Annotated in this window: 13 protein-coding genes and 2 pseudogenes; 9 read left to right on the top strand and 6 right to left on the bottom strand. The window is 40.2% G+C overall.

The genetic code is table 11. The annotated features are described in order from the left end of the window. The first annotated feature begins 56 nt into the window (after positions 1-56). The gene (locus A0125_RS03345) at positions 57-668 is read left to right on the top strand and encodes a WbqC family protein (protein WP_066752040.1); all 612 of its coding nucleotides are present in this window, start codon (positions 57-59) and stop codon (positions 666-668) included. Positions 669-801: 133 nt separating this feature from the next. Continuing rightward, positions 802-1,488, top strand: a complete 687-nt coding sequence (locus A0125_RS03350; protein WP_082784869.1) for a hypothetical protein — start codon at positions 802-804, stop codon at positions 1,486-1,488. 261 nt (positions 1,489-1,749) lie between these two features. On the opposite strand, the gene A0125_RS03355 is transcribed toward A0125_RS03350, so the two are convergent. The 3 genes from A0125_RS03355 to A0125_RS03365 are packed head-to-tail and all read right to left on the bottom strand — an operon-like array spanning position 1,750 to position 4,983. Further along, entirely contained in the window at positions 1,750-2,820 is a 1,071-nt protein-coding gene (locus A0125_RS03355; protein WP_066752044.1) for an acyl-CoA dehydrogenase family protein, read from the bottom strand. Beyond that, a complete protein-coding gene (gene pnuC, locus A0125_RS03360) occupies positions 2,813-3,430 on the bottom strand; it encodes a nicotinamide riboside transporter PnuC (RefSeq protein ID WP_066752047.1) in 618 nt (205 codons plus the stop codon). The genes A0125_RS03355 and pnuC overlap by 8 nt, the downstream gene beginning before the upstream one ends. A 59-nt stretch (positions 3,431-3,489) precedes the next feature. Then, entirely contained in the window at positions 3,490-4,983 is a 1,494-nt protein-coding gene (locus A0125_RS03365; RefSeq protein WP_066752049.1) for a malate:quinone oxidoreductase, read from the bottom strand. A gap of 274 nt (positions 4,984-5,257) precedes the next feature. Here A0125_RS03365 and fabG point away from each other — a divergent pair, with 274 nt between their 5' ends. From fabG to A0125_RS03385, 5 genes and pseudogenes are all read left to right on the top strand, one after another. Then, positions 5,258-6,001 carry a 3-oxoacyl-[acyl-carrier-protein] reductase gene (gene fabG, locus A0125_RS03370; protein WP_066752051.1) on the top strand — a complete coding sequence of 248 codons (744 nt, stop codon included), beginning with the start codon at positions 5,258-5,260 and terminating at the stop codon, positions 5,999-6,001. A gap of 10 nt (positions 6,002-6,011) precedes the next feature. Then, the gene (locus A0125_RS03375; RefSeq protein WP_066752054.1) at positions 6,012-6,995 is read left to right on the top strand and encodes an acyl transferase; all 984 of its coding nucleotides are present in this window, start codon (positions 6,012-6,014) and stop codon (positions 6,993-6,995) included. Positions 6,996-7,087: 92 nt separating this feature from the next. Then, complete coding sequence (locus tag A0125_RS03380; protein WP_066752056.1) at positions 7,088-7,852, top strand: 5'-nucleotidase C-terminal domain-containing protein; 765 nt, start codon at positions 7,088-7,090, stop codon at positions 7,850-7,852. After that, positions 7,827-7,880, top strand: a pseudogene (locus tag A0125_RS16030) (hypothetical protein); the annotation flags it as partial. The gene A0125_RS03380 and the pseudogene A0125_RS16030, both read left to right, overlap by 26 nt. Positions 7,881-8,083: 203 nt before the next feature. Next, positions 8,084-8,794, top strand: coding sequence for a bifunctional metallophosphatase/5'-nucleotidase (locus A0125_RS03385; RefSeq protein WP_231863098.1), 711 nt, complete (start codon positions 8,084-8,086; stop codon positions 8,792-8,794). Positions 8,795-8,855: 61 nt separating this feature from the next. Here the strand turns inward: A0125_RS03385 and recR are convergent, their stop codons facing one another. After that, positions 8,856-9,470, bottom strand: coding sequence for a recombination mediator RecR (gene recR / locus A0125_RS03390; protein ID WP_066752059.1), 615 nt, complete (start codon positions 9,468-9,470; stop codon positions 8,856-8,858). A 148-nt stretch (positions 9,471-9,618) separates the two neighbouring features. Between recR and A0125_RS03395 the strand changes: the two are divergent. Together A0125_RS03395 and A0125_RS15500 are read left to right on the top strand one after the other, a co-directional pair. Next, positions 9,619-10,322, top strand: a pseudogene (locus tag A0125_RS03395) (LOG family protein). 90 nt (positions 10,323-10,412) lie between these two features. Next, positions 10,413-10,565, top strand: coding sequence for a lmo0937 family membrane protein (locus A0125_RS15500; RefSeq protein WP_116775662.1), 153 nt, complete (start codon positions 10,413-10,415; stop codon positions 10,563-10,565). Between the two features lie 2 nt (positions 10,566-10,567). Here A0125_RS15500 and A0125_RS03400 read toward each other — a convergent pair whose 3' ends face one another. Both A0125_RS03400 and queA read right to left on the bottom strand, forming a co-directional pair. Next, entirely contained in the window at positions 10,568-11,269 is a 702-nt protein-coding gene (locus A0125_RS03400) for a 2-C-methyl-D-erythritol 4-phosphate cytidylyltransferase (protein WP_066752067.1), read from the bottom strand. A gap of 55 nt (positions 11,270-11,324) precedes the next feature. Next, positions 11,325-12,374 (bottom strand): tRNA preQ1(34) S-adenosylmethionine ribosyltransferase-isomerase QueA, encoded by a 1,050-nt coding sequence (gene queA, locus A0125_RS03405; protein ID WP_066752070.1) that lies wholly within the window; start codon positions 12,372-12,374, stop codon positions 11,325-11,327. Between the last annotated feature and the right edge of the window lie 24 nt (positions 12,375-12,398).

The raw sequence follows: 12,398 nt of genomic DNA on the forward strand, positions 1-12,398 counted from the left end.
AAATATCCTTAAATAAACTTACTTTTGTCCCATCTTGACACTGGATATTTATTGCGATGACAGAACAATTACTATTGCCCGCCTTTTACCTGCCGAATGTATCTTATTTTCAGGCCATTTATCAGCACAAGGGCAGCATTTGTATCGAGCAACACGAGCATTTCCCAAAACAGACCTACCGCACCCGTACTCAAATCGGTACGGCGAATGGAAAATTGGATCTGATCATCCCCATCGTACATGGTAAGAAAGATCATGTTGCTGTCAAAGATATTCGGATTAATTACGACCATCCATGGCAACGGCTGCACTGGCTCAGTATACAAACTGCTTACCGTAGTTCTGCCTACTTCGAATATTACGAGGATGACTTTTTGCCATTTTATAAGAAGGAATTTACGTATTTGTTGGATTTTCATCTGGAGCAACTGGAGCTGTTGCTTCGTTTACTAAAAATCAAACGTGATATTTCCATGTCCGAAAGCTATGTAAAACATATTGAGTCAGAAATAGATTGGCGTACGGAAGCGACACCTAGAAAAAAGGATATTTTGCCCGTTGCTAATCCTTATTATCAAGTGTTCGAAGAGAAGACAGGTTTTGTACCTCACCTAAGCATCATTGATTTGCTTTTCAATCAAGGGCCACAATCTAGATCATTTTTGTAGATACGCGATCAAGTATCGCAAGCTGGTAATCGTTACAGGGTCAGACTTTAGACTACAGCTAATTTTAAAATTATCTATTTAACTAAAACTTTAATCTGCTATTGAATGTTATCTGCTATGAAAGCAGATTTTCATGAAAAGATTTATTATACTACTATTCGCTGTATTATCAACAATGCAGCTTAATGCGCAGGAGAACGCTGATACTACTACTATGTACTATACAGGACCTGATACTTTGCATTATAATAAGATTTATTATTTTGGCGGGACTGGTCTAGCATTTCCGATAGGCAAGTCGAGAGAAGCGCTGTCTTCTCAAGCATTTTCTCGCAGTATTGGATTAGATATTGCGCTGCGCAATCCCAAGTACTTTCTAATACCTACGCTATTTACCCTCGGTTTCAATTATAATCAATTAGAGACAGATGAGAATTATAATCGTACGTTGGAAAACGGGCAAGCGACAATTTATGCACTCAGTCTCGCTGGCGGTATTCGCAAGCAGGTAAATCGGTTGAATTCGTACGCGTATGCAGGGCCCGCCTTTGCGATGGATGTAGAATCACGCATCAGTGATCTGGGAAATACTCGCTCGCGCATGGAAAAGTTGTACAGCTTTTCGCCAGCATTTAAATTAGGATTTGGATCTGACTACAAGTTTCGAGGATTCTATTTAGGGCTTGAGCTGGATTATATGCATCATTTCAGAAATATTCAAGGAAATCCGGTTAATGTTTTGACGGTAATGGTTGGTCTTAAATCTGACATCACAAGTTTCAGTGATCGCATGGTGCAAGTCATCAAACCTAAGGATTAATATCACATATTAACAAGTAAATCGCTTAACAATAAAATAACACAACCCACCTAATTACTAAACATAGAATAGCTATATTTAAATAAATTAAAATTGATTATCATGATTAAAGACGAAGAGCTAGAATTTCAAGAAGCAGTTCAACCCATGGAGTGGTTGTACGATGGAGATGATTTGAATCCGCTGGAGGATTAGTATTTTAAACTTCCTCCAGTAATAACAAATCTGTATGCTTAAACCGTTGGTTTAAGTTTTTTTTGTTTAGGACTGAAGGATGGCGTGCTGCGTAGCTGTAAAAAAGTTACGAAAAACCATATTTAGTTCCGAACTACTTTGCGCCGCTTCAATACCACATTTCACATGTAGATCAAGAAGTTGTGTTCGCATCAATCGCAAACTTTCCGTCGCGAGTTTATGGATGTTTTTGTAGAGATCTTCATTACATTCTTCCCGATTACTTTGTAGTTTATCCCAACTTTCTTCCACTAAAGCATAAAATTGTAATCGCACATGAGCAGCAAACTCTTGCGCTGCGTCCAATTGTTTAAAAAATAATTTGCCATATTGCTGTTGCCAATCTGGATTTTTGCTCCGTAGATAAAAATTCTTTTGCACTAAATCCATGTAGCGATTGTACATACCCAAATAATTGACAAACAAAGTACATTCTGCAAAAGGCTGAAATGGATATTGATACAACACGCCAGGATGTGTTGCACATGTGGGATCTAGATCAAAACTATTCTCTACTCCAACAAAAACATCGTGTACGGTAAAACTATGACTGGCTGTCGCTTCTAGACCAAAGGTTTGCCAATCTGGATCGATCAGCACGTGCTCCCGCGGTATAAAAAAGGACTTAACCAACTCTGATTTCGAAAAAGATTGATGCGCATCCGCAATTACGACTGCATTGCAGGTGAAGTGGGTAAGATGTGGTGCGCCAGTCGCATAAGACCATCTGCCTGTAATACGATAACCATTAGGAACTTTGATCGCTTTGCCCGAGGCACGACCACTGCCACCAAAACACATAGCGCCGTTACTGAACAAAGTATTTGCCGTATCAGAATCAATAAATCCAGCAAACATATTTGCACCGGCACACAATGTAACTGTCCAACCGAGAGAGCCATCCCAATAAGCCAATGATTCTAGTAATTGACAGCCTTCGACCAGAGCTTTTTGCAATCCGCCGTATTCCTTCGGCACCCAAAGGTCGAACCAACGATTTTTCGCAACTTCACTAAGTATAGCATCAGGTAATACGCCGGCTTTAGCAGCAGAAAGTTGAGATTCTTGGATAAGGTTAATTATATCTTGGCTAAGCATTAGTAGACTGAATTTTCATGATGCGACGCCACTTGGCGAAACCAACAAATGCAACAATAAATAGAAATGCAGTAAGTAGTGCAAATAAGTAAAGCTCTTTGTGCACGAGCAACGGGATCGCAAATAGATTGCTAAGGTTTAACAAAAGCCAATTTTCCAGTTTTCGTCGCGCCAAAAGCCACATGCCTGCCCACGCTGTTGATGAAACCCAAGCATCCCATAAAGGCACATCAGAATCAGTAAATGATCGCAGCGCAAAATACAACATAGCAAAACCTCCGAGCACAATGGCTAATACAATATACCATTCTTTTCGACTTGTGTTGCTGATCGGTTGCTCAGTTTGTATTCGATTACCCGTCCAGTACCACCAGCCATAGGCACTCATGATTAAATAATAAACATTGAGCAAAATTTCAGCGTAAAGCTTTGCACCATATAACGCAACCATCCCAAATACAATTCCGATTATACCTACTGGATAGTTAGCAATCTTATTATTTTTAGAAAGTAGTACTTGGCAGATGCCAAATAGCACAGATAGTCGCTCCAGCCAAGATGTTTGCGCGAATGCTTGTGCCAGTAACGTTGTGAAGTTTGCGATATCCATGCAGAAGGAATAGAAAAAGAGCCTGACTAGCAGGCTCTTTTATGAGAATATCAAATTAGTTAATTCAACTTCAATACGTCGTGAGTCCATTTTCTTGTCGAAGCGCAAAGCTCGGCATCATCGTTTAGATTTTTGCCCCACGAAGGAATCATCGTACGTAATTTTGTTCTATATGAATCCGCCTTTGCACGATCTGGAAAACACCTTTTCAGCAAATTAATCATTACTGCTACCGAAGTAGACGCGCCAGGAGATGCACCCAAAAGCGCGGCAATAGAACCATCCGCGCTGGAAACAACTTCAGTACCAAACTCCAAAATACCACCATGTACGGGATGTTTCTTGATTACTTGTACGCGTTGACCGGCCTTTTCGATCTCCCAATCTTCCATTTTTGCCGTAGGCATGAATTGCTTCAAAGCATCCAATTTATCTTTCGGTTTCTTCATCACTTCGGTGATGAGGTATTTGGTTAACGGAAGATTATCCAATCCGGCCGAAAGCATCGGGCGAATGTTAGACAATTTGATAGAAGCTGGTAGATCAAAATAAGAACCCTTCTTCAAGAACTTCGTCGAAAATCCTGCATATGGACCAAAAAGCAAAGCGCGTTTGCCATCGATGTATCTTGTATCTAAGTGAGGAACCGACATTGGTGGCGCTCCAACGGAAGCTTTCCCATAAACCTTTGCATGATGCTGTGCTATCACAGCTTCATTGGTACAACGCAACCATTGCCCTCCAACCGGAAAACCGCCATATCCTTTGGATTCTGGAATACCAGATTTTTCTAGCAACAACAATGAATGGCCGCCAGCACCAATAAACACAAATTTTGCTTGAATATTTTTTCGTTCACCAGTTTTCAGATCCTTAGTTTCTACTTGCCATCTGCCATCTGGCAATCGATCAATATCTTTAACTTCGTTACTAGTGGCCAGATTAATATTTTCCTTTACATCTAAATACGAGATCAAATCGCGTGTCAGTGTACCAAAATTTACATCTGTACCAATATCCATTTTGGTGGCCGCTATTGCTTCATCACCTCCACGTTCTTTCATCATCAAAGGAATCCAATCGGTCAATACTGACTTTTCTTCCGAAAATTCCATTCCTTTAAATAGATGATGCTGAGTTAAGGCATCATAACGTTTTTTTAGAAATTCAACGTCTTTATCTCCGAAAACAGCTGACATGTGTGGCACTTTCCGAATAAATTCTTCCGGGTTTTTGATCACATCATGCTCTACTAAATAAGACCAAAACTGTTTGGATATTTCATATTGCTCTGCAATAGAAATCGCTTTGCTAATATCCACCGATCCATCCGGACGCTGTGGTGTATAATTAAGTTCACATAGAGCAGAGTGTCCAGTACCGGCATTATTCCAAGCGTCAGAACTTTCGGATGCAACAGTGTCTAACCGCTCTAGAATCTCTATGGTAATATCGGGACTTAGCTCATGTATCAATGTTCCTAGGGTGGCACTCATGATACCTGCACCTATCAACACAACGTCTACTTCTGTCTTTGTTGTCTTTTTACCCATCTTAATTAAGTGTGATGCAAATTTAACATTTGAGGCAAGATTTTGCGAATCATTTTGTCACAAATGTTTCATTAATTATAATGATTTCTCAATAACTTGCCTATAATTATGCTAACTTTTAAACCTTATGACGCATGATCATATAAAGACCAAATAGCATCTATATTTATACCAAGTTGCGATTACAACAATTATTTAACATTTTTGCACCTGCAATTTTCAACAGCTTCTAGCGTTTAAAGTTTGCAAGACAAAAAAACTAACAACATTACAAATGAAACTACTTGCAGGTAAAACCGCATTGATTACTGGCGCTTCGAAAGGAATAGGTCGCAAAATTGCCGAGGTATTCGCTCAGCACGGAGCCAACGTAGCGTTCACCTACCTTTCTTCGGTAGAGAAAGGACAAGCATTAGAAACTGCGCTCCAAGAGTATGGAACGCAAATCAAAGGTTATCGTTCTGACGCTTCTAAATTCGACGAATCAGAACAATTGATTGAAGATATCATGACGGATTTTGGTGCGTTGGATATCGTTGTAAATAATGCCGGTATCACCAAAGATGCTTTGTTAATGCGCATGAGCGAAGAAGCTTGGGACGACGTGATCGATATCAACCTGAAATCTGTCTTCAACATTACAAAGGCGGCTACCAAAGTAATGATGAAAAGCAGAAAAGGATCGATTATCAACATGAGCTCGGTAGTCGGTATACAAGGAAATGCTGGCCAATCGAACTATGCAGCCTCCAAAGCTGGTATCATCGGTTTTTCGAGATCTATCGCTAAAGAATTAGGCTCGCGTAATATCCGCACTAACGTCATTGCGCCTGGATTCATCCGCACCGAAATGACAGATATTTTAGATGAAAAAGTGATCACTGCGTGGGAATCGGGCATTCCGATGAAGCGTGCTGGCGAAACAGAAGAAGTAGCAAACGCTTGTTTGTTCTTAGCTTCAGACCTTTCAAGTTACGTCAACGGCCAAGTTTTGGCAGTAGACGGCGGCATGTTATAGTACAGGTATTATGCCGCCAGAAGCGAACGCCATATTCACTATCGGTGACGATGAAGCCTTCAATGCACTCGCATTAGAGATTTTTCGCTTTCAAGCAAAGCATGTTCCTGTATACAAACAATATTTAAACTATCTGGGTAGAAATGTTCATGATGTCTATCATTATAAAGATATCCCATTTCTACCCATTGAGTTCTTTAAAACACAAACGATAATTGCCGGAAAAGCAGATTCTCAAATCATCTTTCAAAGCTCAGGTACTACAGGATCTGTCACTAGCAAACATTTGGTCGCGGATTTAGAGATTTACGAACGAAGCTATAATGCGGCTTTCCAGCAATTTTATGGAAACCCAGCCGAAATCGCAATTCTCGCCTTACTACCCTCCTATCAAGAACGAGAAGGATCATCGTTGATTTACATGGTCGACGATCTTATTTCTCAAAGTCATGTTCCGCAAAGCGGCTATTTTTTATCTAACTATCAATCCTTAGCTGAGACACTTAGCACGCTAAAAAGAAACGGCGTTAAAACCATGCTTTTTGGCGTAACGTACGCATTACTGGACTTTATAGATTCTTTTCCGATCGACTTTCCCGAATTGGTGGTAATGGAAACTGGTGGAATGAAAGGGCGCCGACGTGAATTAATAAGAACGGAATTACATTCCCTATTACAACAAGGTTTTGGCGTTTCACATGTGCATTCAGAATATGGGATGACCGAATTATTAAGTCAAGCGTACGCAAAACAAGATGGTCTTTTTCAGACACCCCCGTGGATGAAAGTCGTAATGCGAGACACCAATGACCCACTGACGCTATTACAAAATAGCCAAACCGGCGCGGTCAACATCATAGATTTGGCTAATCTATACTCCTGTGCTTTTATTGCTACGCAGGATCTGGGCAAGCTACATGAAGATGGCCGATTCGAAATTCTAGGCCGATTTGACCATAGCGATGTTCGCGGTTGCAATCTTCTAGTTCAGTAGTACTTCATTTCAAGTTATCGTAAAAATAATATGGCATGCATTCGCCATTTAGATATTTCTTAATAATTTTGCGGACGAATCTTCGAAACAATATGATCCATCTTTCGTCCAGATCTGTCCTTGTTTGTATTGCATCTCTCTTATTAGCATTCAGCGCTTGTAAGACGAAGTACTGGCAAAAGCACGACTATCAATCCAGCAAACTAGTAATCGATCAGCAGATTGCACCCGATTCAAGTTTAATAAACTACATAGCTCCTTATAAGCAACGCTTAAAAGCTCAAATGGATACTGTGATCGGTCAGGCAGCGCAGATGTTGCCTCGCTCACCCAACGACGGGCAAAGCTTAGGTGGTAATTTTTTTGCTGATGCTTTGCTGGCTCTTGGTCAGCAATTGGATCATGAAGTTTCCTGTTCGCTGGGTACAAAATTTGGTATAAGAGTAGATATTCCTGCTGGAGATATCCAGGTTGGTAAAGTTTTTGAATTAATGCCATTTGAAAATTACCTGACTGTACTTACACTTACCGGTGAAGATTTACTGGAGCTCGGTCAATTTATTGCGAAGACAGACGGGCAGCCAGTAGCAGGCATGTCCGTAACGATTAAAGATCAAAAGCTCATCGCGATGCGGATTCAGGGAAATCTTGTAGACAAAAATAAAACCTATAAATTGGTCACTTATGACTATCTCGCCAACGGCGGCGATAATATTGAAGGTATCTCGGCTCCTATCCAACGCGTAGATACGCAAACCCGTGTGCGTGAAGGATTGATCGCATACATAGAAGGTTTAACTAAAAAAGGTAAACAAGTTGACGCACGACGTGATGAAAGAATTATCATTGTACAATAGACGTAGTTTCATTAAGAAAGTCAGCACTGTTGGCGCATTGGCAGGTTTAGGTGGGTTGCAAGGTTTTGCTCAAGGTAGACCACGGCAGGAAATAAAACTGACTATACTTCATACTAACGATGTGCACAGTCGTATTGAGCCCTTCCCGATGGATGGTTCGCGACTGCAGGGTTTAGGAGCGTTGCCAGAAGAAGTACGCTCCTTAAAAAAATTCGGAATGAGGAAAACAATGTGCTACTTTTGGATGCTGGAGATATGTTTCAAGGCACACCTTACTTTAATCTATTCGATGGGAAGGTGGAACTCGAACTTATGTCTAAAATGGGTTATGACGCTGGCACTTTTGGAAATCATGAATTTGACAATGGTTTGAATGGTCTACTAAAACACTTTGACAAAGCTAATTTTCCGTTTATAACCTCCAATTACGATTTTAGTAACACTGTCTTGGCAGGAAAAACCAAGGAATACTTAGTATTGGAAAAATCTGGATTAAGAATAGGAATTTTTGCGGTAGGTATTAAGCTCGATGGCATGGTTGATCCTAATAACCACAAGGGAGTCAACTATTTAGAACCAATACCAGTTGCAAACCGACTCAGCAAAAAATTGCGTATCGAAGAACATTGCGATATCGTGATCTGCCTCTCTCATATTGGCTATCACTATCAGACGGATCAGGTTTCGGATCTCGTAATGGCTTCACAGACACGTGGAATAGATCTAATTATTGGCGGCCATACACATACTTTTTTGGACAAACCTACGGAAGTTAAAAATCTAGATGGAGAGATCACGCTGGTAAATCAAATGGGTTACGGCGGTGTTAATCTTGGCAGAATAGATTACTATTTCGATAAGAAAAGCGGCAACAAACGCTATCTAGCACAACATTATACGGTTGATCCGAGCTTGCCCGAAGATCAGAAAATGTGGAGTTAATATTAAAAGGCGCTGAACATACATGTTCAACGCCTTTTAATCCATATGTAGAATTTTCTTCCTAACCGACCTTCCGTTCGTAAGGAATGCGCGTCATGATTGATCGCCCTAATGTTACTTCATCGACATATTCTAGTTCACCTCCAAAAGCAATTCCTCGAGCAATGGTAGATACTTCTATTGCATACTCTTGCAACTTACGGTAAAGGTAAAAAATAGTCGTGTCGCCTTCCATCGTAGCGCTGAGCGCTAAAATAACTTCTTTAATATCGCCTTTACGTACACGATCTATCAATCCATCGATTCGTAAATCTGCGGGTCCTACGCCATCCATCGGGGAGATCAATCCTCCCAATACATGATACACACCTTGGTATTGATTTGTATTCTCGATGGCCATGACATCGCGCGTGTCTTCTACGACACAAATGGTAGCGCGATCCCGTTTCGGTGACTGGCAAATTTCGCAAATATCTGTATCAGAAATATTAAAACATTGCTTGCAATATTTGATATGCTCTTTGAGCTGCGTAAACGCATTCGAAAAACGGCTAACGTCTTCCTTAGATTGTTTGAGTAGATGTAGCACTAAGCGTAGAGCGGTTTTTTTGCCCACACCAGGCAACTTTCCAAACTCCTCCACAGCTTGTTCCAATAGTTTAGACGAAAAATGCATGCACAAATTTACAAAAGAAAAAAGATATCAAGCTGTACTATCAATACAGGTGTCATGCTCTTTTTTTAATAAGAACGAAAATACTTATATTGCTTATGCCACGATCATCATCTGGCTAATGAAATTATAAAAGGGTTTGACATTTTTTATGAGAAAAGACGATAGAATAAGCCGCTCCTTTGCTAACAAGACATGGCAAGAGATTAAAGTAAAAGATTCATGGCAGATATTTAAAATCATGTCTGAATTCGTTGATGGATTCGAGAAATTAGCAGAAATTGGACCTTGCGTTTCTATTTTTGGTTCTGCGCGTACGCCAAACGATCACAAATATTACCAACTGGCTGTAGATGTTGCAAGGTTACTTGCTGAAAGAGGATATGGTGTAATCTCGGGCGGTGGCCCTGGCATTATGGAGCTGCTAATAAAGGCGCTTATGAAGCGGGTGGTAAATCGGTAGGTTTGAATATCGATTTACCATTCGAACAATTTCACAACAAATATATCGACCGTGATAAGTTGTTGGAATTCAAGTATTTTTTTGTGCGTAAAGTCATGTTTATGAAGTATTCGCAAGGATACATCGTGATGCCTGGAGGATTTGGAACGATGGACGAACTTTTTGAGGCCATTACATTGATACAGACAGGCAAAATCGCACGATTTCCTATAGTTATGGTCGGTAGCGAATACTGGTCTGGGTTGTTTGAGTGGATCAAAGAAACCATGTTAGGCACTCATTATATCAGCGAAGAAGATCTTAACTTATATCGCATGGTAGATACGGCCGAGGAAGCAGCCGAGCATATTTTTAGGTTTTATGATAAATATCTACTCAAACCTAATTTCTAGATTTTTGCAATAATTTAAAAACCTATATGCTGATTATTTGTTGATAAGATACATTTAAACAAATAAAAGTTTTATTAAACATCAATCACTATGGGAAATATATTGTATTTAATCGCAGTTATTTTAGTTATTATTTGGGCGATCAGCTTTCTAGGCGGATATGCAACTGGCGGCATTATTCACGCGTTATTGGTTATCGCTATAATCGTGGTGCTTTTACGTGTAATACGTGGCAATGCATAGCTTTAAATACCTAATCTAGATAAGTATATTTGGGCGATATCGAGATCTTCTGGATGTGTGATTTTCAAATTGAAATAATCTCCTTCCACGATGCTCACGATATTGCCCATTTTTTCGACTACTGAAGCATCATCTGTAAAATGAGCTTCCTCATTTTGTTCATATCCCACGAGAAGTGAAGTTGCCGCAAAAACCTGCGGAGTCTGCACTTGCCATACATCATTGCGATTTACACACTCACTTTTATCCTTATTACCAAGGCGAATGCTATTCGTACTTCGTACAGCTGGTACTATTGCCTGTCTTTCGGCTACTTTTTCAAACAGTTCTCGGATCAATTTTACGGAAACTAACGGCCGTGCGCCATCGTGCACCGCAATAGCATCATGATTAAACTTGCTGTCAGTAAACGTGCTTTTGATAAATTCTAGTCCATTTTTTACGGACTGGAATCTGCTCGTACCTCCAGCAACCACAAGATGTGGAACCGTAAATTGATAGGTATCGCACAATTCTCGCCAATAATTGTGCATGCTCGAAGATAGTACAACAATGATATGTAGACCTAAGTCTGCTAACTCAAACCGACGGATCGTATGCATAAGCACAGGTAGATCTGCTAGTAGATGAAACTGCTTCGGCAGTGTACTATTCATCCGAGAACCTACCCCGCCAGCCACGATAACAACAAATTTTCTTGCCATAAAAAAAGCGTAAATCGAAATGGATTTACGCTCAAAGTTATTATTATTTGTCGATTTAAATAATCAACATAGCATCGCCATAGCTATAAAAACGATATTTTTCTTTCACCGCGACTTCATAAGCTCGCATGGTATTCTCATATCCTGCAAATGCCGCAATCATTACTAAAAGCGTTGATTCGGGGGTATGAAAATTGGTAATCATAGAATTGGCAATACTAAAATCGTACGGCGGATAAATAAATTTACTTGTCCAATCATCACTAGCCTTCAAGTGTTTATCTGCAGATACTGCCGACTCAATTGCGCGCATCGAAGTAGTACCTACCGCACAAACACGTCTTTTTCCATCGATTGCTTTATTAACGATGCGTGCAGCCTCATCCGTGATGATGATTTGCTCTGAATCCATTTTGTGTTTGGTCAAATCTTCTACCTCTACGGTGCGGAATGTTCCAAGACCTACGTGTAAAGTAATTTCAGCAAAATCAATTCCTTTCAATTCCAAGCGCTTCATCAACTCGCGAGAAAAATGTAATCCCGCTGTAGGCGCTGCTACTGCACCTTCGTTTTTCGCGTAGATGGTCTGATAGCGATATTTATCTTCTGGTGTTGCTTTTCTAGTAATGTATTTCGGCAAAGGTGTTTCACCTAAGATCTCGATATTACGACGAAATTCTTCGTCTGTACCATCGAATAAAAAGCGAATTGTACGACCGCGAGATGTAGTATTATCAACTACTTCTGCTACTAACAAATCGTCCTCTCCAAAATACAATTTGTTGCCCACACGTATTTTACGAGCGGGATCTACTAATACATCCCACAAACGAAGTTCCTTATTCAATTCGCGCAGTAAGAAAACTTCAATCGTCGCACCAGTTTTTTCCTTATTACCATACATCCGCGCCGGAAACACTTTTGTATTATTTAGGATCATGACATCCTTGTCATCAAAGTAATCTAGTACGTCTTTAAAGATTTTATGCTCTATCTGCCCCGTTTCACGGTGAAGAACCATTAATCGGGATTCGTCACGGTTTTCACTTGGCTCCGACGCCAATAATGATTCAGGCAGATCAAAGTTAAATTGAGATAATTTCATCGTTTTTCAATAATTAAGTCCACG

This window comes from Sphingobacterium populi, assembly GCF_001586775.1.
Classification (GTDB): domain Bacteria; phylum Bacteroidota; class Bacteroidia; order Sphingobacteriales; family Sphingobacteriaceae; genus Sphingobacterium; species Sphingobacterium populi.

Bases quoted from the DNA above. Each gene is read 5' to 3' on its own strand.
- pnuC (WP_066752047.1), bottom strand. From the start codon at position 3,430: ATGGATATCGCAAACTTCACAACGTTACTGGCACAAGCATTCGCGCAA.
- A0125_RS03380 (WP_066752056.1), top strand. From the start codon at position 7,088: ATGATCCATCTTTCGTCCAGATCTGTCCTTGTTTGTATTGCATCTCTC.
- A0125_RS03355 (WP_066752044.1), bottom strand. From the start codon at position 2,820: ATGCTTAGCCAAGATATAATTAACCTTATCCAAGAATCTCAACTTTCT.
- A0125_RS15500 (WP_116775662.1), top strand. From the start codon at position 10,413: ATGGGAAATATATTGTATTTAATCGCAGTTATTTTAGTTATTATTTGG.
- A0125_RS03400 (WP_066752067.1), bottom strand. From the start codon at position 11,269: ATGGCAAGAAAATTTGTTGTTATCGTGGCTGGCGGGGTAGGTTCTCGG.
- A0125_RS03350 (WP_082784869.1), top strand. From the start codon at position 802: ATGAAAAGATTTATTATACTACTATTCGCTGTATTATCAACAATGCAG.
- queA (WP_066752070.1), bottom strand. From the start codon at position 12,374: ATGAAATTATCTCAATTTAACTTTGATCTGCCTGAATCATTATTGGCG.
- A0125_RS03345 (WP_066752040.1), top strand. From the start codon at position 57: ATGACAGAACAATTACTATTGCCCGCCTTTTACCTGCCGAATGTATCT.
- fabG (WP_066752051.1), top strand. From the start codon at position 5,258: ATGAAACTACTTGCAGGTAAAACCGCATTGATTACTGGCGCTTCGAAA.
- A0125_RS03375 (WP_066752054.1), top strand. From the start codon at position 6,012: ATGCCGCCAGAAGCGAACGCCATATTCACTATCGGTGACGATGAAGCC.
- recR (WP_066752059.1), bottom strand. From the start codon at position 9,470: ATGCATTTTTCGTCTAAACTATTGGAACAAGCTGTGGAGGAGTTTGGA.
- A0125_RS03365 (WP_066752049.1), bottom strand. From the start codon at position 4,983: ATGGGTAAAAAGACAACAAAGACAGAAGTAGACGTTGTGTTGATAGGT.